Source organism: Kitasatospora sp. NPDC057692 (assembly GCF_042799475.1).
Taxonomy (GTDB): Bacteria; Actinomycetota; Actinomycetes; order Streptomycetales; family Streptomycetaceae; genus Kitasatospora.
The window spans coordinates 1-20,829 of the sequence record NZ_JBHVIV010000058.1 but is presented as its reverse complement, the minus strand read 5'-3'; the positions used below and the strand labels follow the sequence as shown (position 1 = coordinate 20,829).

Below are 20,829 nucleotides of genomic sequence, written 5' to 3'. Positions count from 1 at the left end.
GAACGCGGCCCTACTCCGGGCCTACCGCGGCCCTACAGGGCGGCGGCGCCCCGGCTGCGCAGCGACTGCCCGTACTGCTGGAGCTGCCACAGCTCGGTCTGCACCGCGTGCAGCTCCTCGGGGGCGGCCCGGTTGCCGAGCCGCTGGAGGTGGGCGCGGACCTCGTCGACCCGCCGGTCCACGGCCAGCATCCGCAGTTTGACCAGGAACTCGCCCGCGTAGACGGCGTCCGCCTTCCGGCGCGAGCGCACCGGCTCCACGGTCAGCTCGGTGACCAGCGAGCGCACCCGATCGTCCGGGCAGGCCTCGCGCACCACGGCGGTGAAGTCGGCCAGCGCGGCCCCGTACGCGGCGCCGCCGGCCTGGCCGATCGCACGGCGCACGGCGGTGTACGGCGGGGTCGGGAACTCGTCCTCGCCGTAGTTGTCGAAGGCCGGCGCGACCAGGTCCGGGTGCTGCAGGGCCAGCTTGAGCAGCTCGCGCTCGACGAACTGCGCCGGGTCGCGCGGGTTGAGCACGAAGGCGGGCCGGGCCGGGCCGGCGGGCTGCGCAGGCCCGGGGCGGCGCTGCTGGCCGTTGGCGCGCGGGTTCTGCTGGCGCTCGCGGTCCCAGCGGGCCAGCTGGGAGACCCGGCGGACCACGAACGGCTCGTCCAGGATGCCGAGCATGCCGGCCAGCCGGACGGCGTACTCGTGCTGGATCGAGCGGTCCTTGATCTTGGCGACGATCGGCGCCGCCTCCTCCAGCGCCGCCGAGCGGCCCTCGGGGGTGTCCACCCGGTGCTTGGCGACCACCGAGTTCAGCGCGAACTCGAAGAGCGGGACGGGGTTGTCGATCAGCTCGCGGACCGCCTCGTCGCCCATGGCCAGGCGCAGGTCGCACGGGTCCATGCCGCCGGGGCTGACCGCGATGGAGGTCTTGGCGGCGAACTTCTGGTCGTCCTCGAAGGCGCGCAGCGCGGCCTTCTGCCCGGCGGCGTCGCCGTCGAAGGTGAAGACGGTCTCGCCGCGGTACTGGGAGGTGTCCATCAGCAGCCGGCGGATGATCTTGATGTGGTCCTCGGCGAAGGCGGTGCCGCAGGTGGCCACCGCGGTGGTGACCCCGGCCAGGTGGCAGGCCATCACATCGGTGTAGCCCTCGACCACCACCGCCCGGCCCGACTTGGCGATCTCCTTCTTCGCCAGGTCGATGCCGTAGAGCACGTGGGACTTCTTGTAGATCGGCGTCTCGGGGGTGTTGAGGTACTTCGGCCCGTTGTCGTCCTCGCGCAGCCGCCGGGCGCCGAAGCCGACCACCTCGCCGGCGATGTCGCGGATCGGCCAGACCAGCCGGCCCCGGAAGCGGTCGATCAGACCGCCGCGCTGGCCCTGCGAGGCCAGGCCGCCGAGCAGGATCTCCTTGTCGCTGAACCCCTTGCCGCGCAGGTAGCGGACCAGGTGCTCCCAGCCGGCCGGGGCGTAGCCGACGCCGAAGGTCTTCGCGGCCTCCTCGTCGAAGCCGCGCTCGGCCAGGAAGCGGCGGCCGATCTCGGCCTCGGGCGAGGCGAGCTGCTCCTGGTACCAGGCGGCGGCCACCTTGTGCGCCTCGACCAGCCGGGTGCGCTCGCCCTGCTGGTGGCGGGGGCTGTAGCCGCCCTCCTCGTAGCGCAGGGTGATGCCGGCCTGGGCGGCCATCCGCTCGACGGCCTCGGCGAAGGTGAAGTGCTCGATCTTCATCAGGAAGGCGATGGTGTCGCCGTTCTCCTGGCAGCCGAAGCAGTGGAAGACGCCCTTGGCGGGGTTGACGTAGAAGGAGGCGGACTTCTCGTCGTGGAAGGGGCAGACGCCCTTGTACTCGCCACCGCCACCGTTGGTCAGCTGTACGTAGTCGCCGACCACCGCGTCGATCGGCAGTGCGCTCCGCACCGCCTGTACGTCTTCGTCCCTGATCCGCCCGGCCACCCCGGAAGTCTACTGGGGCGGCCGGGCCGAACGGCGGGACGACCGCCCGGGGCCGGGCCGGGTGCGATCGGGCCCGGTCAGCCCCGGTCCGCGCCGGTCAGCCGGGCGTGCAGGGCCAGGGCGGAGGCGTCGGTGAGGGTGGCGATCTGGTCGATCACCGTGCGCAGGGCGGCCCGGTCGTCCTCCGCCTCGCGGTACATCGCGGCGAAGACCGGGTCCAGCGCCTCGGGGGCGCGCCGGCCGAGGACCTCGGCCAGCTCGGCGATCACGATCCGCTGGCGGGCCCGCAGCTGGGCCTGCTCGTCGCGCTGCATCACGTACCGGACGGCGACCGCCTTGAGCACCGCGCACTCCAGCCGGACCTCGCGCGGCACCACCAGCTCGGCCGCGTAGCGGGTGAGCCGGCCGGGGCCGTAGCGGGCCCGGGTGGCCTGCTCGGCGGCCAGGCAGAACCGGCCGATCAGCTGGCTGGTGAGGTCCTTGAGGCCGGAGCGGGCGCGGGCGGTGCCGTCGTAGGACTCGGGCCACCACTCCTGGGCGAGCAGCCGGTCCAGGGCGGCGGCCAGCTCCTCGGGCTCGGCGTCCCGGGCGTAGCGCTCGGCGACCTTGAACAGCTCGGCGCGCTCGCCCGGGGCGCGCAGCGCGGCCGGTTCGATGTGGCCGGCCTGGAGGCCGTCCTCGACGTCGTGGGTCGAGTAGGCGACGTCGTCGGACCAGTCCATGACGGTGGCCTCGAAGCACCTGCGCCCGGGCGGGGAGCCTGCCCGCAGCCAGCGGAAGACCGGCAGGTCGTCGGCGTAGACGCCGTACTTGGGCGAGGCCGGGTCGGCCGGGTGGGCGCCGTGCGTCCACGGGTACTTGGTGGCGGCGTCCAGGGCGGCGCGGGTCAGGTTGAGGCCCACGCTGCGGCCCGGCCAGGGGGCCAGCCGGGCGGGCGCCTCGTCCTGCGGGGCGAAGCGCTTGGGCTCCAGGCGGGTCAGGATGCGCAGCGACTGCGCGTTGCCCTCGAAGCCGCCGCAGGCCTCGGCGGCCTGGTCGAGCGCCTCCTCGCCGGTGTGGCCGAACGGCGGGTGGCCGATGTCGTGGGCCAGGCAGGCGGTCTCGACGAGGTCCGGGTCGCAGCCGAGCGCGGCGCCCAGCTCGCGGCCGACCTGGGCGCACTCCAGCGAGTGGGTCAGCCGGGTGCGCGGGAAGTCGCTGCGCATCGGGGCGACCACCTGGGTGGTGCCGGCCAGCCGGCGCAGGGCGGCGGAGTGGAGCACGCGGGCGCGGTCGCGCTGGAACCCCGTGCGGCCGGGTCGCTTGTCGGGTTCGGGCACCCAGCGGGCCTCGGCGGCGCGATCGTACGGGGTCGGGGTCGGGGCGTCGGTGAGGCGGTGCGCGGTGTCGTCCATATGCCCCTCACGGTACGCCGCGGCGGTGACACCGGGGGTGTGCCGCGCGCGACGGCGCGCGGGCCGGGGCGTGAACCCTGGCCCCCGCGCCGGGGTGACCGGCTCCGGTCAGCCGCGGACCGCCTTGAGGACGGCCTCGGCGGCGCCCTCCTGCCCCTTGGCGTTCGGGTGGATCGCCGCCAGGCCGTGCGCCGGGAACGGCGGCTCCACCCAGCGGGCGCCCTCCCCGGCGCACATGTCGTGGCCGGCCGAGGGCCCCGCGAGGTCCACGAAGACCGCTCCGGCCGCCTCCGCCCGCCGTTTGAGCATGGCGTTGAGCTGCTGCTCCTTCTCCGCCAGGAAGCCCAGGTCCCCGCCGGCCACCGCGGACCCCAGCACCGGGGCGCAGCTCGCCGGGTCGCCGGGCAGCAGCGCCGGGTAGCCGACCACGTAGACCTGGGCCTGCGGGGAGCGGCGCTTGATCTCCTTCAGCTGCTGGCCGAGCCGCTCACCCGCGGCGTCCACCTTGCGCTGCACCTGGTCGCCGCCGTCCGCGGCGGCGTAGGAGTCGCGGCACGGCGCGGCGGCGCGGTCCGAGCCGACCAGGCCCTTGAGCGCGTCCACCAGGTTCTCCTTGGCGCACTGGCCGACGACCTCCATGAACCCGGCGTCGTTGCCGCCGATCCCGACGGTCACCAGGCGGGTGGCCGTGGTCAGCGCGTCCAGCTGCGGCGGGTTGCTGCCGCCGTCGGTGCTCTGGGCGCCGGTGAGGTCGACGGTGCGGGCCCCGCTGCAGCTGACGTCGCGGAACCGCTCCCCGGACAGGCCGAGCGCCTTGGCCACCAGGGACGGGTAGTTGACCGCCGACCGGGAGCAGCCCTTCGGCTCCCCCACCTGCGGGCTGATCTTCAGGCCCGAGGTGTAGGAGTCGCCGAGCGCCACGTAGGGCCCGGTGGGGGTGGGCTTCGGGGTCGGCTTCACCGCGGCGGCCCGCGGCGGCGCGGAGCCGTCCGGGGCGCCGCCGGCGGCGGTCCCGGAGCCGGTGGAACCGGAGCAGCCGGCGACCAGCACGGCGGCGAGGCCCGCGCTCAGCGCTCCGGTGAGCGCGGCGGTCGGGCGTACGGACAGCGGCACGGGATCCCCCCGGGTAGGAGCCGATGGCGTTCTTCCTACGACGGCCCGTCCCCCGGGCACCGCAACACCCAACGGACGGACGCGCCGGATCGCTCCCGTCCGGACGGTGGATTTCCGGCGGCCGCGCGCCCCTCGGGGAGCGCGGCCGCCGCCGCGTTACTCCGGCCCGCGCTCGTGCTCGGCCAGGAACTGCTCGAAGCGCCGGCCCAGCTCGTCCGCCGACGGCAGGTCCACCGGCTCGGCCAGCAGGCTCTCCCGGCCCTCGGCGCCGGCCACCGCGTCGTACTGGCCCTCCATGCCGCGGATCGCCGACCGCAGGTCGCCGTCGCCCTGCGCCAGCTGCTCCTCGATGTCGGCGTAGACCACGTCGACCTGCTCGCGCAGCGGAGTGCCGGGCAGCACCAGCCCGGTCGCGGACTGCACCGCCTCCAGGATCTGCACCGCGGCCGCCGGGTACGCCGAGCGCGCCACGTAGTGCGGCACGTGCACGGCGAAGCCCAGCACGTCGTGCCCGGCCTCGGCGAGCCGGTACTCCAGCAGGGCCTGGGCGCTGCCCGGCACCTGGGCCTGCTCGAACCACTGCGGGTAGCCGGCCGCGAGGTCCAGCCGGTTGCCGTGCGGCGTCAGGCCGACCGGGCGGGTGTGCGGCACGCCCATCGGGATGCCGTGGAAGTCGAGGCTCAGCCGGACGTCGAAGCGCTCGACCAGCTCGCGGACGGCGGCGGCGAAGCGCTCCCACTCGACGTCCGGCTCGGGCCCGGTGAGCAGCAGGAACGGCGAGCCGGCGGTGTCGTGGACCAGCTGGAGCAGGATCTCCGGCGGCTCGTAGGACGACCAGTGCTCGCGGTCGAAGACCATCGCGGGGCGGCGGGCCCGGTAGTCCACCAGGCGGTCGTGGTCGAAGCGGGCCACCACCTGCGGGGCGCCCGTCTCCAGCAGGTGGGCGACGACCTGGCCGCCCGCCTCGCCGGCGTCCATGAAGCCCTCGAAGTGGTGGAGCAGCACCAGGCCGGCACCGGTGTCCGCCAGCGCGGCCCTCGCCGCGGCCACGGCGGCCACGCCCTGCTGGTCCAGCTCGTACAGCGCCTGGGGATCACGCACCGCTCACCCACACCCCGTTTCTTTCCTCGTCGCGGTTCACCGCGTCCGCTCCCCCGCGCGTCGGCCCGCGCGGGCCCGGGCCCGGTTCTTCTCGTCCAGCGTGCGGGGCGCCGCCGGAATTCCCGGCGGGCCGGTCCCGTTCTGTCCGGGCCGCCCGCGGCGGGCGCCCGGCGGGCCGGCCGGACCATGATCGCACCCGTCAAGGAAGTGCCTGGTCAGGGGGGTGCGGACGGCCTCGACGACCCGTCCGGGCGCCGTCGCGGGGGCCATTCGTGTGCCGCGAAGTGACGCACCGACTTCTTACGGGTATCGTCCTCTCGCTGCCTCGCATCGTCGCGTCGTCGTCACGTCGTCCGTAACGCCGTCGACCACGTCCCGGACCGGTGCTCGGCCAACCACCCACGACGCATCTTGCCTTCACCTGGCCGCCTGCTTCCCTTCGCGCTCTCGTTTCCTCCTCGGCCATATCGCGGACGCACACTGTCCCCTCGCTCATCCCCGCCGGACCGGTCCGTGGACCCGTGTCCGTTCCGGCACCGCGCTGCCCGTCTCCGGGCCGTCGCTCCCCGCCCCGCCCGACCGGACTCCGGCGTGCGCGGGCACCGGTGGGCGCACTCCGGGACGGGGCGAACCAGTCAACGCTCGCCCGCGCCGCACCCCGGCACGGGCCAGCGCCCTCCGACCGATGAAGGACCGAAGGTTCCGTGCCCGTACCTGTCATCCTCACCGGCCGCACCGTGCGGCTGGAGCCCCTCGCCGCGCACCACGCCGAGGCCATCGCCAAGGCCGGCGCCGAGGACCGTACGACCTACGCCTTCACGCCCGTCCCGCACGGCCTGGAAGCGGCCCGCGAGTACATCGCACGCGCCCTGGCCGACCAGGCCGCGGGCAAGTCGCTGCCGTTCGCCACGGTGAACCAGGCCGACGGCCGGGTGGTGGGCTCCACCCGGTTCCTGGAACTCGACTACTGGCAGGGGCCGCTGGTCTGGCCGCCGGTGCCGGGCGTGCCGTTCGGCGACCCGGCCACCGCCGTCCCGGACGCCGCCGAGATCGGCAACACCTGGCTGTCGCCGCGCGCCCAGGGCACCGGCATCAACACCGAGGCCAAACTGCTGATGCTCCGGCACGCCTTCGAGGCGTGGGGCGTGCAGCGGATCTCGCTGCGCGCCGACGCCCGCAACCTGCGCTCGCGCACCGCCATCGAGCGGCTCGGCGCGACCTCGGAGGGCGTCCGCCGGGCGCACTCGCGCGGGCTGGACGGGGTGGTCCGGTCGACCGCGTTCTACTCGATCCTGGACAGCGAGTGGCCGGCCGTCCGGGACATCATCGAGCTGCGGATCGCCGCCGCCACCTCGCCGAGCGCCCCGGATCCGGCGATCAACCAGGAGTGCCTTAGACACGGCGGCGGCGCCGGGCACCTGATCACGGCCTGAGCCCCGCCGGCCGCCGCCCACCGCGGGCGGCGGAGGGCGGCGGCCGGTGCGGCGGTCAGCAGGCGTAGCCCGTGGCGGCCAGGCCGAGGACGTCACGGAGGCGGTCCGCTCCGAGCGGAGCCTCGGCGTACCCGGGGTGCGTCTGCGCCACGGCCGACACCGGGCGCCGGCCGCCTCCCGGCACGGCTGCCACCCGGACCGCCCACTGCGCGTGGCCGGTCCGGCTGCGGTGCAGGTGGAGCACACCGTCGGCGGTGCAGGACTCCCACTTCTGCTCCGTCTCCTTCGACCGCAGGCCGTACCGGATCCGCTGCCACTGCTCCTCGCTCCAGACCACGTCCGGGACGGGGCAGGGACGCGGCAACCGGAGCGGCTTCAGGAAGCCGCGGTCCGACGCCCTCGCGACACCGTCCGGCTCGGGGAACGCCCAGCCGGGCAGCGGCTCGCGGGCGGCCGCCCAGGCGTCCGGGATGTCGGCCGTCCCGGTGTGCGCGGCGACCACGCCGCCGGTGATCGCGGCGCCGTTGCCGTACGAACCCCCGCCGTCGAACAGTCCGGCGGCCAGCGTCATCGGGGGCGACCCCACCCTCCCCGCCGCCCTCGCGTCAACCTCGTTTGACCGGGCAGTCCCCCGGCGGGCGATGTTCCGCATACCGCCGATCCGTGCGGGAACCACCCGGGCATGACCAGCGCCGGCTCCCTCCTCGATCCGCTGCTGCTGCTCGGCGCCGACCAGCAGCACATCGCCACCCGCGCCCAGCTGCGCGGGCTCGGCGTGCCGTCCGGCACCATCGCGCACCGGCTGCGGCCCGGCGGGCCGTGGCAGCGGGTGCTGCCCCGGGTGATCTGCCTGCAGACCGGGCGGCTGACGGCGCACCAGCGGCTGCGGGCCGCCGTCGCCTACGCGGGGCCCAAGGGGCTCACCGCGCCGCCCGTCGGAGAGGTGCTGCTCACCGGGGTGGCGGTGCTCGCCGACGCCGGACTCCCCTCCGCCGGGCACCCGGCGGACCTCGCCGAGGTGGACGTGCTGATCCCCGCCCGGCGCAAGGTCGGCGACCGGGGGTTCGTCCGGATCCACCGGGCGAGCGGGCCGATGCCTGGCGGCTTCGAGCGCGACGACGGGCTCTGGAGCACCTCGGTCGCCCGGGCCCTGGCCGACCTCGCGCCCCGGGAGAGCGGACGACAGCGGTTCCGCGCGCTGTGCGCCGAGGCCGTCCAGCGCCGGCACTGCGAACTCGGCGAGCTGCTGGACCAGTTGCTGGCCCGACCGGACGCCCGCGAGCTGCCCCGGCTGGCCGGGGTGGTGGAGGAGCTGACGGCCGGGGTGCGCTCGGTGGTCGAGGGCGAGGCACGGGACGCGGTGCGCGGGGCCGGGCTGCCCGAACCGCTCTGGAACCCGGTGCTCTTCCTGGACGGGCGGTTCCTGGCCGTGCCGGACGCCTACTGGCCGCAGGCCTGCGTCGCGCTGGAGATCGACTCCCGGGCCTGGCACCTGCGCCCGGCCGACCACGAGCGGAGCCTGACCCGGGCCAACCGGCTGACCGCCGCCGGGCTGCCGGTCGTCCGCACCACGCCCGTCCAGCTGCGCCGCGACCCGGGGCCGTTGCTGCAGGAGCTGGCCGTGCTGCTCGCGGGCGGACCGCACGGTCCGCACGCCCGGATCAGCTGGCGCCGGGCCCGCTGACCGGACCTGCCGACCGGCCCCGCGGGCGGCGGGGCGGCCGGCGGGGGGCGCTCAGCAGCGGGCGTCGATCTCCTCGAAGGTGCCGTAGTGGTCGGCGGTCCAGTACTGCTCGCCGGAGTCGCCGGTGACCACGCGGCGGGCGCCGCGGTCGCCGGAGCCGGGGGTCACGACGGTGAACTCGTGGTAGTAGCCGGAGGCCTTGCGCGGGAGGCGGCTCTCGCGGTTCTCGAAGACGATGCCGTCCGAGCGGTAGGGGTAGGGGCCGCCCTTGGCGATCAGGCCCAGGGTGTCGAGGGCCTGGCCCGGCAGCGCGGTGCGGCAGACGTCGGCCATCGCCGGGTCGGTCGGCACCCAGCCGGCGGCGGCGCCCGCCGGGGGCGTGGCGGCCGGGGCCGAGGGCTTGGGCGCGCTGGGCCTGGGCGCGCTCGGCTTCGGGGCCGAGGGGGTGCTCGACACGGCGGCCGGGCCGGTGGAGCTCGCGGCGGCCTTCGGCGTGCCGTCGCCGGTGCCGTCGGACGCGACGTAGCCGACTGCGGCGGCGATCGCGCAGAGCAGCACGGCGAGGACGGTCCAGAGGCGGTTCTTGCTGGTCATGGGCTCCAGCTTGGCAGTCGGCGGGCCCGCGCGCGGCCAGCCACACACGTGGCCGCGGCCACATCCGGGCGCCCGGCCGGGGGCGGTGCCCGGGCACCGGCCGCGCCCGGCCGCGGGAACGCGCACGGCCGGGGCGGGTACGGACGCCGTTGTCCGTTCCCGCCCCGGCCGTTTCACGTACGCCGGTTCTCCTGCGCCGAGCTCCGGTGTACGCCCCTCCCCGAGGGAGGGGACGCGGTCAGCGGTCGCGCCGCGCCGGGGGGCTCAGAGCCCCCGGCGGTTCAGCGCGAGTCGCTGCCCGCAGACTCGATGGCGGCGCGGCCGGCCTCCAGGCGCGCCACCGGGATCCGGAAGGGGGAGCAGGAGACGTAGTCCAGCCCCACCTCGTGGAAGAAGTGGACCGAGTCCGGGTCGCCGCCGTGCTCGCCGCAGACGCCGAGCTTGAGGTCGGGTCGGGTGGCCCGGCCGGCCTCGACGGCGTGCCGGACGAGCGAGCCGACGCCGTCGCGGTCGATGGTCTCGAACGGCGAGACCCCGAAGATGCCCTTCTCCAGGTAGGCGGTGAAGAAGGAGGCCTCGACGTCGTCGCGGGAGAAGCCCCAGACCGTCTGGGTGAGGTCGTTGGTGCCGAAGGAGAAGAACTCGGCGGCCTCGGCGATCTGGCCGGCCGTCACGGCGGCGCGCGGCAGCTCGATCATGGTGCCCAGCTTGATCTCCAGCTGGACGCCGGTGGACTGGGCGACCTCGGCGAGCACGCGCTCGCACTCGTCGCGGACCAGCTCCAGCTCCTGGACGGTGCCGACCAGCGGGATCATGACCTCGGGGCGCGGGTCCCCGCCGGCCAGCCTGCGCTCGGCGGCGGCCTCCGCGATGGCGCGGACCTGCATGCCGAACAGGCCGGGGATGACCAGGCCGAGGCGGACGCCGCGCAGGCCGAGCATCGGGTTCTGCTCGTGCAGCTTGTGCACCGCCTGGAGCAGACGCAGGTCGTTCTCGTTCGGGTCCTTGCGGGCCTCGGCGAGGGCGACGCGTACCGACAGCTCGGTGATGTCCGGCAGGAACTCGTGCAGCGGCGGGTCGAGCAGGCGGACGGTGACGGGCAGGCCGTCCAGCGCCTGGAAGAGCTCGACGAAGTCGCCCTTCTGCATCGGCAGCAGGGTGGAGAGCGCCTGCTCGCGGTCCTTGTCGTTGTCCGCGAGGATCAGGTGCTCGACCTCCTTGCGGCGCTCCTCGCCGAGGAACATGTGCTCGGTGCGGCACAGGCCGATGCCCTGGGCGCCGTAGCGGCGGGCGCGCGAGCCGTCCTCGGCGTTGTCGGCGTTGGCGCGCACGGCGAGCCGGCGGCGGCCGTCGGCGTGCGACATCAGCCGGTGCACGGCCTGGACCAGGCCGCCCTGGACGTCGGCGCCGGCGTGCAGGGTGCCCTCGAAGTACTCGACCACCGGGGAGGGCAGCACGGGGACCTCACCGAGGTAGACCTTGCCGGTCGCACCGTCGATGGAGACGACGTCGCCCTCCTCCAGCACCAGGCCGTCGGCGGTGGTCATCCGGCGGCGCTTGGTGTCGACCTCCAGCTCCTCGGCGCCGCAGACACAGGTCTTGCCCATGCCGCGGGCGACGACGGCGGCGTGCGAGGTCTTGCCGCCGCGCGAGGTGAGGATGCCCTCGGCGGCGATCATGCCGTCCAGGTCGTCCGGGTTGGTCTCGCGGCGGACCAGGATGACCTTCTCACCGGAGCGCGACCACTTCACGGCGGTGTAGGAGTCGAAGACGATCTTGCCGATCGCGGCGCCGGGCGAGGCGGCGAGGCCCCAGGCGATCTGCTTGGACTCGGCGTTCGGGGCGAAGCGCGGGAACATCAGCTGGGAGAGCTGGCCGCCGGTGACCCGCATGAGGGCCTCGTCCAGGTCGATCAGGCCCTGGTCGACCAGCTGGACGGCGATCCGGAAGGCGGCCGCGGCGGTGCGCTTGCCGACCCGGGTCTGGAGCATCCAGAGCTTGCCGCGCTCGATGGTGAACTCGATGTCGCAGAGGTCGCGGTAGTGGTTCTCGAGCGTCTGCATGATCGTCATCAGCTCGTCGTACGACTTCTTGTCGAGCTTCTCCAGCTCGGCCAGCGGCAGCGTGTTGCGGATGCCGGCGACGACGTCCTCGCCCTGGGCGTTGGACAGGTAGTCGCCGTAGACGCCCTGGGTGCCGGTGGAGGGGTCGCGGGTGAAGGCGACACCGGTGCCGGAGTCCTCGCCGAGGTTGCCGAAGACCATGGTGCAGACGTTGACCGCGGTGCCCAGGTCGTTCGGGATGCGCTCCTGGCGGCGGTAGAGCCGGGCCCGGTCGCCGTTCCAGGAGTGGAAGACCGCGTGGATGGCGAGGTCCATCTGCTCGCGCGGCTCCTGCGGGAAGGCCCGGCCGGTCTCGCGCTCGACGATGCCCTTGAAGACCTCGACCAGCTGCTTCAGGTCGGCGGCGTCCAGGTCGAGGTCGTTGGCGGTGCCCTTGGCGTGCTTGGCCTCGTCCAGGGCCTCCTCGAACAGCTCGCCGTCGACGCCCAGCACGGTCTTGCCGAACATCTGGACCAGGCGGCGGTAGGAGTCCCAGGCGAAGCGCTCGTTGCCGGACTGCGCGACCAGACCGGCCACCGAGGCGTCCGAGAGGCCGATGTTCAGGACGGTGTCCATCATGCCGGGCATGGAGAACTTGGCGCCCGAACGCACCGAGACGAGCAGCGGGTTGTCGGCCTGGCCGAGCTTCTTGCCCATCTCCCGCTCAAGGGCGTCCAGGTGGGCGCTGATCTCCTCGTGCAGCGAGGTGGGCTCGCTGCCGGTCTCCAGGAAGACCTTGCAGGCCTCGGTGGTGATGGTGAACCCCGGAGGGACCGGGAGGCCCAGGTTGGTCATCTCGGCCAGGTTCGCGCCCTTACCGCCAAGAAGATCCTTGAGGTCCTTGTTTCCTTCAGTGAAGGAGTAAACAAACTTCTGCTGGGACGCCACGGGTCGGTCTCCTCGCACACGGTTGCCCTGACGCCGGAGAACATACCCATTTCGAAGGCTCTTCCGCGCCGCCAATGGGGCGTACGTCGTCAGGATCGGCAGGTAACCCGCTAGATCGAATGCGCTGAATGGCGTTCACCTCTGGTGGTGAAATCGTCCGGCTGACGCTAGCGAGCGTTCAAGTCTTGAAGTCATCGAAACCGGAAGATCACATCCCCGGAACGCACCGTAGCCGCGGACGCCCCGGCCTGACGGACCGGCTTGATTTCCTGCACCCTCAGTGCCTGATCCGCCGCCGCCCCCCTTCGGGAAGCGATCCACCCCCGACTTGTTCATTTCGTCCTGTCGGCCACCTCCGACCGCCAGGGTATGTGGCCAGCGTCACGAGCGCATCTCAGCGTTCGGGCGTAGGCCGGCTCCGCTCGTCGTCGCACTGCGTCCAGAAACGTGTCCGCTCCGTGATGTCCGACTGACAAAAAGGAGCCCTCTTGGCCAGATCGGCAAAGAGGGCTGGGCCGCGGTGGCCATCGACCCCGGAGGGCCATTTTCGCCACTTCGGCCAGGTCACCCGCCAGAGGTGTCCGATTCGGCGTCCTGGCCCGGTCGGGCGCAGTCATACGGATCGTCCAACCAGCCGTCCGGCAGGACGACCCGGTTGTTGCCGCTGGTCCGCCCGCGCGGGCCGTCCGCACCGGCCGGCCAGGCCTGGGACTGCTCCACCAGGGCGAGGGTTTCGGCCAGTTCGGCGAGCGAGGAGGAGTTGGCCAGCTTCACCCGCAGCTCCGAGCCCACCGAGAAGCCCTTGGTGTACCAGGCGACGTGCTTGCGGAAGTCGATCACGCCGCGGGCCTCGTCGCCCAGCCACTCCCCGAGCAGCTGCGCGTGCCGGACCATCGCCCGTGCCACGTCGGCGAAGGTCGGGCGGGCGTGGTCGACCTCGCCCTCGAAGATCGCCACCAGGTCCTTGAACAGCCACGGCCGGCCCAGGCAGCCGCGGCCGACCACCACGCCGTCGCAGCCGGTCTCGCGCATCATCCGCACCGCGTCGTCCGCCGACCAGATGTCCCCGTTGCCGAGCACCGGGATCTCCGCCGGGACGGACTCGCGAAGCCGGGCGATCGCCGACCAGTCGGCGGTGCCGCCGTAGTGCTGGGCGGCGGTGCGGCCGTGCAGGGCGATCGCGGAGACGCCCTCCTCGGCGCCGATCCGGCCGGCGTCCAGGTAGGTGAGGTGGTCGTCGTTGATGCCCTTGCGCATCTTCATGGTGACCGGCAGGTCGCCGGCGTTGGCGACCGCCTCGCGCAGGATCTCGCGCAGCAGGTTGCGCTTGTAGGGCAGCGCCGAGCCGCCGCCCTTGCGGGTCACCTTGGGGACGGGGCAGCCGAAGTTGAGGTCGATGTGGTCGGCGAGGCCCTCGTCGGCGATCATCCGGGCCGCCTTGCCAACCGTCACCGGGTCCACCCCGTACAGCTGGATCGAGCGCGGCTTCTCGCTCGGGTCGAAGGTGATCAGCTGCATGGTCTTGGCGTTGCGCTCGACCAGGGCCCGGGTGGTGATCATCTCGGACACGTAGAGGCCCTTGCCGCCGCTCTGCTCGCGGCACAGGGTGCGGAACGGCGCGTTGGTGATGCCGGCCATCGGCGCCAGCACGACGGGCGGCCAGACCTCCAGCGGGCCGATGGACAGCGGCGCGAACTCGGCGGCGAGGGCGGGAGCGGCGGTGGCGGTCGCCGGGGTGTCGCCGTCGGCGGGGCCGGTCGCGGTGGCGGTCGCGGTGCTCGGCTCGATGGGTGCGGGCGGGACTGTCATGCGCGGCTGACCTCGGGGACGGCGGGTGGGGGACTCTTCATTGTCCCCCACCCGGCCGAGCCGCCCGGGGCCGCTGCCCCGGAGCCCGTTCCCGTGGCCGCCGCCCCCGGGACCGCCGCTGCCGGGAGCGTCACTCGCGCGCCTGCGAGGGCGGGCCCGCGCCCGTCGGGATCAGCCGCCGGATCTGGTCCTCGGGCGAGGCGTTCTTCGCGAAGACCGACACCGAGCCGGAGCTGACCGAGATCCTGATCTTGTTCGGGCTGGAGCGGTCCGCCAGCGCCGGGTCGATGTTGCCGCGCGCCAGCGGGGACGCCCCGCCGTCGAAGTCGTAGCGGGATCCCTGGGGCAGGCCCAGCACCACCGACCCGGAGGTCACCCCGATGTCCACGCTCCGCGGGGCCGCGGCGAAGCCCAGCTCCATCGAGCCCGAGGTCGCGGCGGCGTTGACGCTCGGGGAGGTGAGGCGGCTGCCCCGGACGGAGCCGGAGGTGGTGCGCACCGTCACCGGGCCGGACACGTCGGCCAGCAGCACCTCCCCCGAGGTGGAGAGCAGATTGACCTCCCCCGCCACCCCGGCGACGTCGATGCTCCCGGTGGACATGTTGCCGGTCACCGCGATCCCCGGCGGCACGTCCAGCTCGATCACCGCGCCGCAACCGAAGTCGCTGACCGGCAGCACCTGGTTGCAGCGCATCCGGACGTCCAGCTGGTCCTGGTCGAAGAGCGCCGAGACCACCGGCATCCGGACCATCCAGTTCAGGTACTGGCGCACCACCACCTGGCCCTCCCGGCCGGGCCGGATCCGGACCGCGGCGGTGCCGGTGTCCAGCCGCACCTTGGTCACCGCGACCGGATAGGTCATCTCCGAGCGGGTGCGCTGCTGCACCGCCATCGCCCAGGTCTGCACGGCGCCGACGAGCAGCCCCACGACCACCGCCAGCGTTCCGAGCACCCGCCAGCCCCGGCGGCCGCGGCGGGCGGGCCCCGCCGCCCCCGCCCCCGCGCCGTCCGCCGGCCCCCGCCCCGTCGTCATCGTCACCCCACTTCCAGGAAGCGCAGCACCGCGAGCACCCGCCGGTGGCTCTCGTCGGCGGGCGGCAGGTCGAGCTTGGCGAAGATCGAGTTGATGTGCTTGGCGACCGCGCTGTCGCTGACCACCAGGGCGGCGGCGATCGCGGCGTTGGACCGGCCCTCCGCCATCAGGGCGAGCACGTCCCGCTCGCGCGGGGTCAGCCGCTCCAGCGGATCGCGGTGGCGGCGCACCAGCAGCTGGGCGACCACCTCCGGGTCCAGCGCGGTGCCGCCCTCGGCGACCCGCTGCAGCGCGTCCACGAAATCGTCGACATTGGCCACCCGCTGCTTGAGCAGGTAGCCGACGCCGCTGGTGTTGGTGGTCAGCAGATCCGCGGCGTACCGCTCCTCCACGAACTGCGAGAGCAGCAGCACCGCCACCTCCGGCCACTGCCGGCGGATCACCAGCGCGGCCCGCACCCCCTCGTCCGTGAAGCCCGGCGGCATCCGCACGTCCGCGACCACCACCCGCGGGCGGTGCTCCTGCACCGCGGCGAGCAGTTCCTCGGCGTCCCCGACGGCGGCGGCCACCTCGTAGCCCACCGCCTCCAGGACCTTGACCAGACCGACCCTGAGCAGGACCGAGTCCTCGGCGATCACAGCACGCACGGCAACTCCACGGTGATGGTGGTCGGGCCCCCGACCGGGCTGATGACGGACAGGGTTCCGTCGACCGAGGCGGTGCGCTGGCGCAGGCCGGTCAGGCCGGTGCCGCGCGCGGCGTCCGCCCCGCCCACGCCGTCGTCGCTGACGACCAGGCGCAGCCGGCCGCCGGCCGTGCGCACCGAGACGTCCGCCCGGGAGGCCCGGGCGTGCTTGGCGACGTTGGTCAGCGCCTCGGAGACGGTGAAGTAGGCGACCGCCTCGACGGTCGGCGCTATCCGCTCGGCCACGTCGACGTCCAGCCGGACCGGCAGCGGGGCGCGGGCCGCGATGCCGGAGAGCGCCGCGTCCAGGCCGCGGTCCTCCAGGACGGCCGGGTGCAGGCCGCGGACCAGGTCGCGCAGTTCGTCGATGGCCGCCTGGGCCTCCTCGTGCGCCTCGACGATCACCTGCATCGCCTCGGGCGGGACGTTCTTGAGGGTGCGGCGGGCCAGGCCGAGGTTCATGGCGAGCGAGGTGAGCCGCTGCTGGGTGCCGTCGTGCAGGTCGCGCTCGATCCGGCGGCGCTCGGCGTCGACCGCGTCGACCAGCCCGGCCCGGCTCTCGACCACCTCCTCGATCCGGTGCTCCAGCTCGGCGGTGCGGCCCGGACCGAGCATCCGCACCGCGAGCGCCTCGTCCAGCCGGGCCAGCAGGCCGGCCGCCGCGGGCAGCACCACGAGCAGCAGCAGGCCGCCGACGGTGAGCGGGACGTCCAGCTTGGCCCACTGGTACTGGACGGGCGAGGAGGCCGGCAGCATCCAGCACCAGCCGAAGACCGTCGAGGCCGCCAGGGCGGCGCCCCACCCGTACACGACGACCACCGCGCCGCCCGCGACCAGCGGGCCGACCACCAGGTGGTAGCCGACCTGCCGCCAGCTGACGCCGGTGCGCAGCGCGGTGAACAGGCCGGCGGGCGTACCGGTGGACCGCAGCAGCGGCGGGATCTCCACGCCGCGCAGCGCGCGCAGCCGGCCGCGCTGGGCGGTGGTGAGCGGGCGGACGGCGAGCAGGATCGCGCCCAGCAGGACCAGCGTCACCTTCGGGGCGAGGACGATCAGCCAGGCGGGCAGGGAGAGCGGGATCCCGGCGGCCAGGAACCGGGTGTCCCGCCAGGCCGCCGTCGACCACGGGGGCCGGGCGACGCTCCTGGCGGGCGCGCTGGGCGGCGTCGTGGAGGACATGGCGGACAGCCTAGAGCCCGGTGATCAAGCGTCACCATGAAGGGCGCTGCCGAGAAATGGTGAAGCTAGCTACACCCCCGATTCGGATCGACGCACTACCGACAACACGGCGCGCGGCGACGAGTCTTGACGTCATGACGAGCACCGCATCGCACTCCGCCACTCCGCCGCACGGGCGTCCGGCCCACGGCACCGCCCGTGCGGGCCGCAGCGCGTCCGCCGCCCCGGACCCGGCCGCCGCGGACGAGGGCCGGCTGCCGGTCGGGCCGGCCGGTGCGTCCGACGGCCTCGGCGGCCCGGGCCGGATCCACGGGTTCGACGGGTTCGACGGGTTCGGCGCACCCGGCGGGCCCTGCGGCCCGGTCGGGCCGTGGTCGGTGCGCAGCGTTCCGGCCGGTCGCGGGCGGCGGGCGGCGCTGGAGGTGTACGAGCACGGCGAGCTGGTGGACGTCGTCGTCGCCTCCCGGCTCGGCCGCGGGCTGCTGCGCGGTGCCCGCGCCTGGGCCGGTGCCGCTTCCGGGTCCCGTTCCGGTCCGGGCGGGCGGCGAAGCGTCCGGCACGGGCTCGCCTGGGGCCGGCTGCCGGACGGCGGCGCCGCCCCGGCCGTCGGCTTCACCCGCGGCGGGCTGCTCCGGCTGCCGGGGCGGCACTCGCCGGTGGTCACGGCGGGCGAGGTGGTCACCGTCGCCGGGGAGTTCTGGCTCGCCTGGGCCGAGGGCGTCCTCGACGGCGTGCTCGTCGAGGCGCCCGGCGGGGCCGGGCCCGAGCGATCCCCGCTGGTCCGGGTCCGGACCGCCCGCGACGCCCGGACCGTCCCCGCGGAGTCGGAGGGCGCCCGATGAGCGCCGCCGTCCTGCCCGGCCGCCCCATGCTCGCCCCGCTCGCCCCGCTCGCCGCGCGGGTGCCGGTCTTCGCCGCCTTCGCGCTGCTGCCCTGGGTGGCGCTGCTCGCGGCGGCCGGCGAGACGGCGTGGGTCGTCCTCGACCTGTGCCAGTTCGCCGCCCTGCTCCGGCTGGACGCCGTGCTGCGCCACCGCCGGACCGACGCCGTCGTGCCCGCCACCGTGGTCGCCCTGCTGCTCGCGGGCGACGCCCTGCTCGACGTCGCCACCGCGGCCCCGGGCGCCGAGGCGCTCGCCGCGCTGGTGATGGCGGGCTGCGTCGAACTCCCGCTCGCCGCGCTCTGCCTGGCCCTCGGGCTGGCCCGGGCCGGGCGGCCGTCAGCGGGTCGGCAGCGCCGGGGCCCGGGTCGCGGGCCCGGCCGACGGCAGCCCGGTGGGCAGCCGGTCCACCAGCGCGGCGGTCTCCTCGTCCTTCGGGGTGTAGACCACCATCCGCGAGCCCTGGGAGGGGCCCAGCCAGAAACTCGTGTAGTCGAAGCGCAGCAGCCCCACCTCCGGCAGGAGGAAGCGCTTCAGCCCGTTCCCCGGCCGCAGCACGTCGTGCCGCTGCCAGGCCTCGTCGAAGGCCGGGGAGACCTGGCGCAGCCGGCAGAGCAGCGTCCGCCAGGCGGGCTCGCCGCCGTGGTCGCCCATCCCGGAGCGGAACCGGGCCACCATGACCTCGCGCTCGTCCTCGTGGTCCACCAGCACGTCGCGGAAGCGCGAGGGGGTGAACGCCAGCCACATCAGATTGCGGTCCTCCGGGGGCATCGCCTCCAGGTCGCCGACGATCCCGGTGTACTGGGCGTTGCAGGCCAGCACGTCGTAGCGGGAGTTGATCAGCGCGGCCGGGTAGGGCGCCATCCGGTCCAGCGTCAGCCGGATGCCCGGAGTGACGGTCAGGCACTCCCGCACCGGCGCCGGGTCCTCCGCCCCGGCCAGCGTGAACAGGTGGGCCCGCTCGCTCGGATCGAACAGCAGGGCCCGCGCCACCGCGTCCAGCACCTGGACGGACACCTGGATCTCACGGCCCTGCTCCAGCCACGTGTACCAGGTGACCCCGACGGCGGCGAGCTGCGCCACCTCCTCGCGGCGCAGCCCCGGCGTGCGCCGCCGGCCGGTCATCGGCAGCCCCACCTGCTCGGGGGTGATCCGCTCCCGGCGGCTGCGGAGGAACGCCGCCAGCTGCTGCCGCCGCGGATCGGCGGACGCTCTCCCGGTGGTCGCCGTGGCAGTGGTCGCCGTGGCGGCGCCGGCCGTGGCGGTGGTCAGACTCATTCCACCAGGATGCGCCACTCACCATCCTGTTTCCAGGTACTTCTTATACCCGGATAAGCACACTCTGGTACCAGGGTGCGGCGCGGCCGATCGTAGGACCGTGACCCAGCAACTGACCACCGCCAGGCCCCTCGCCTCCACCTCCTCCGCCCTCCCCTCCGCCCCTTCCGCCCCCTCCGCCCCTTCCTCCTCCCCGTCCCCCGGCCCCTCCCTCGGCACCGCCGGGCTGGTCACCGTCCTGCTCGGGGCGTTCCTCCCGATGCTCGACTTCTTCATCGTCAACGTCGCCCTGCCGACCATCGACCACGACCTCGCCGCCGGCCCCGCCGTGCTCGAACTGGTCGCCGCCGGGTACGGCATCGCCTTCGCCGTCCTGCTGGTCCTCGGCGGCCGGCTGGGTGACATCTTCGGCCGCCGCCGCGTCTTCGTCGCCGGGGCCGCCGCCTTCGCCGTGACCTCGCTCGCCTGCGGCCTCGCCCCCGGCGCCTGGTCGCTGGTCGCCGCCCGGGCCGCCCAGGGCGCGTCCGCCGCGCTGCTGATCCCGCAGGTCCTCGGCACCATCACCGCCGCCACCCACGGCGCCCGGCGCGGTCGCGCGCTCTCGGTCTACGGCGCCGTCGGCGGCATCTCGGTGGTCATCGGCCAGGTGCTCGGCGGCATGCTGGTCGCCGCCGACCTCTTCGGCAGCGGCTGGCGCTCGGTCTTCCTGCTGAACGTCCCCTTCGCCCTGCTGGCCCTCGTCCTCGCGCTGCGCTTCGTCCCGGAGAGCCGCGCCGAGCAGGCCGCCAAGGTCGACATCGCCGGAACCGTCCTGCTCACCGGGGCCCTGCTGTCCCTCCTGGTCCCGCTGATGGAGGGCCGCGCAGCCGGCTGGCCGCTCTGGTCCTGGGCGCTGCTGGCGCTGTTCCCCGTGCTCGCCACCGCCTTCGCCCTGGTCGAACGCCGGGCCGAGCGCCGCGGTGACACCCCGCTGGTGCCGCCCACCCTGCTGCGCATCCCCGAGATGCGGCGCGGCCTCGGCATCGCCGTCCCCTACTTCGGCGGCTTCGGCGGCTTCATGTTCGTCATCGCGGTCGCCCTCCAGCAGGGCCTGCACCTCGGCCCGGTCGCGGCCGGCTGGGCGCTGGTCCCGATGGCCGTCGGCTACTTCACCGCCTCGCTCTCCGGCCCGCGCCTCATCGGCCGGTTCGGCAGCCGTGTCCTCACCGCCGGCGCCGCCGTCCAGGCCGTCGGCCTCTCCACCCTGGCCGTCACCGTGCTCGCCGACCCGGAGGGCTTCTCCCCGCTGCGGATGGCCCCGGGCGTCGCCCTCGCCGGCATCGGGCAGGGGCTGATCGGCACCCCGCTGTTCCGCGTCGTCCTCTCCAAGGTCCCCGCCGCCCGGGCGGGCGTGGGCAGCGGGGTGCTCGCCACCGGCCAGCAGTCCAGCCTCGCCCTGGGCGTCGCCACCCTGGGCTCGCTCTACCTGGCCCTCTCGCCCGGCCTCGGCATGGACCGCGCGCTCGCCCTCTGCCTGGGCATCCAACTCCTGGGCTCGTTCACGGTCTTCTACCTGACGACCCGCCTGCCCCGCTCCATCGGCTGACGGCCGGACCTGGGTCCCGGTCCCGGCGCGGCCCCCCCCCCCCCCCGCGGGCCCCCCCCCCCCCCACCACCCATACCCCACGCGCCCCCCCCCGCCACCGGCGGCCGGAGCCGCCGCCCCCGCCGCGCCGG

Annotated in this window: 16 protein-coding genes; 4 read left to right on the top strand and 12 right to left on the bottom strand. The window is 74.7% G+C overall.

Going from position 1 to position 20,829, the window contains the following annotated elements:
* Positions 1-32 precede the first annotated feature (32 nt).
* From dnaG to ACFVFS_RS27820, 4 genes are all read right to left on the bottom strand, one after another.
* Positions 33-1,940, bottom strand: coding sequence for a DNA primase (gene dnaG / locus ACFVFS_RS27835; RefSeq protein ID WP_380627449.1), 1,908 nt, complete (start codon positions 1,938-1,940; stop codon positions 33-35).
* A 77-nt stretch (positions 1,941-2,017) separates the two neighbouring features.
* Entirely contained in the window at positions 2,018-3,334 is a 1,317-nt protein-coding gene (locus tag ACFVFS_RS27830; protein ID WP_380627448.1) for a deoxyguanosinetriphosphate triphosphohydrolase, read from the bottom strand.
* Positions 3,335-3,442: 108 nt separating this feature from the next.
* A complete protein-coding gene (locus tag ACFVFS_RS27825) occupies positions 3,443-4,447 on the bottom strand; it encodes an SGNH/GDSL hydrolase family protein (RefSeq protein WP_380627447.1) in 1,005 nt (334 codons plus the stop codon).
* A 156-nt stretch (positions 4,448-4,603) separates the two neighbouring features.
* Positions 4,604-5,548, bottom strand: coding sequence for a PAC2 family protein (locus ACFVFS_RS27820; protein WP_380627446.1), 945 nt, complete (start codon positions 5,546-5,548; stop codon positions 4,604-4,606).
* 704 nt (positions 5,549-6,252) lie between these two features.
* On the opposite strand from ACFVFS_RS27820, the gene ACFVFS_RS27815 reads away from it, so the two are divergent.
* On the top strand, positions 6,253-6,981 hold the full coding sequence (locus ACFVFS_RS27815; RefSeq protein WP_380627445.1) for a GNAT family N-acetyltransferase: 729 nt from the start codon (positions 6,253-6,255) through the stop codon (positions 6,979-6,981).
* A gap of 55 nt (positions 6,982-7,036) precedes the next feature.
* Here ACFVFS_RS27815 and ACFVFS_RS27810 read toward each other — a convergent pair whose 3' ends face one another.
* On the bottom strand, positions 7,037-7,552 hold the full coding sequence (locus ACFVFS_RS27810) for a hypothetical protein (RefSeq protein WP_380627444.1): 516 nt from the start codon (positions 7,550-7,552) through the stop codon (positions 7,037-7,039).
* A gap of 111 nt (positions 7,553-7,663) precedes the next feature.
* On the opposite strand from ACFVFS_RS27810, the gene ACFVFS_RS27805 reads away from it, so the two are divergent.
* A complete protein-coding gene (locus ACFVFS_RS27805) occupies positions 7,664-8,665 on the top strand; it encodes a hypothetical protein (protein WP_380627443.1) in 1,002 nt (333 codons plus the stop codon).
* Between the two features lie 51 nt (positions 8,666-8,716).
* Here ACFVFS_RS27805 and ACFVFS_RS27800 read toward each other — a convergent pair whose 3' ends face one another.
* The 6 genes from ACFVFS_RS27800 to ACFVFS_RS27775 all read right to left on the bottom strand — a co-directional run bounded on the left by ACFVFS_RS27800 (position 8,717) and on the right by ACFVFS_RS27775 (position 16,955).
* Positions 8,717-9,259: a ribonuclease domain-containing protein gene (locus ACFVFS_RS27800; protein ID WP_380627442.1), complete on the bottom strand. Its 543-nt coding sequence runs from the start codon at positions 9,257-9,259 to the stop codon at positions 8,717-8,719.
* 281 nt (positions 9,260-9,540) lie between these two features.
* Positions 9,541-12,249: a pyruvate, phosphate dikinase gene (ppdK, locus tag ACFVFS_RS27795; protein ID WP_380627441.1), complete on the bottom strand. Its 2,709-nt coding sequence runs from the start codon at positions 12,247-12,249 to the stop codon at positions 9,541-9,543.
* 564 nt (positions 12,250-12,813) lie between these two features.
* The gene (gene dusB / locus ACFVFS_RS27790) at positions 12,814-14,058 is read right to left on the bottom strand and encodes a tRNA dihydrouridine synthase DusB (protein WP_380627440.1); all 1,245 of its coding nucleotides are present in this window, start codon (positions 14,056-14,058) and stop codon (positions 12,814-12,816) included.
* 130 nt (positions 14,059-14,188) lie between these two features.
* Positions 14,189-15,091, bottom strand: a complete 903-nt coding sequence (locus ACFVFS_RS27785) for a DUF4097 family beta strand repeat-containing protein (protein ID WP_380627479.1) — start codon at positions 15,089-15,091, stop codon at positions 14,189-14,191.
* Between the two features lie 2 nt (positions 15,092-15,093).
* Positions 15,094-15,738, bottom strand: a complete 645-nt coding sequence (locus tag ACFVFS_RS27780) for a response regulator (RefSeq protein ID WP_380627439.1) — start codon at positions 15,736-15,738, stop codon at positions 15,094-15,096.
* The gene (locus ACFVFS_RS27775) at positions 15,726-16,955 is read right to left on the bottom strand and encodes a histidine kinase (RefSeq protein WP_380627438.1); all 1,230 of its coding nucleotides are present in this window, start codon (positions 16,953-16,955) and stop codon (positions 15,726-15,728) included. Before ACFVFS_RS27775 ends, ACFVFS_RS27780 begins: the two co-directional genes overlap by 13 nt.
* Before the next feature lie 134 nt (positions 16,956-17,089).
* Between ACFVFS_RS27775 and ACFVFS_RS27770 the strand changes: the two genes are divergently transcribed.
* Positions 17,090-17,797 carry a hypothetical protein gene (locus tag ACFVFS_RS27770; RefSeq protein ID WP_380627437.1) on the top strand — a complete coding sequence of 236 codons (708 nt, stop codon included), beginning with the start codon at positions 17,090-17,092 and terminating at the stop codon, positions 17,795-17,797.
* 377 nt (positions 17,798-18,174) lie between these two features.
* On the opposite strand, the gene ACFVFS_RS27765 is transcribed toward ACFVFS_RS27770, so the two are convergent.
* Positions 18,175-19,113 carry a helix-turn-helix transcriptional regulator gene (locus ACFVFS_RS27765; protein ID WP_380627436.1) on the bottom strand — a complete coding sequence of 313 codons (939 nt, stop codon included), beginning with the start codon at positions 19,111-19,113 and terminating at the stop codon, positions 18,175-18,177.
* Positions 19,114-19,213: 100 nt separating this feature from the next.
* On the opposite strand from ACFVFS_RS27765, the gene ACFVFS_RS27760 reads away from it, so the two are divergent.
* Complete coding sequence (locus ACFVFS_RS27760) at positions 19,214-20,698, top strand: MFS transporter (protein ID WP_380627435.1); 1,485 nt, start codon at positions 19,214-19,216, stop codon at positions 20,696-20,698.
* The last annotated feature ends 131 nt before the right edge of the window (positions 20,699-20,829 follow it).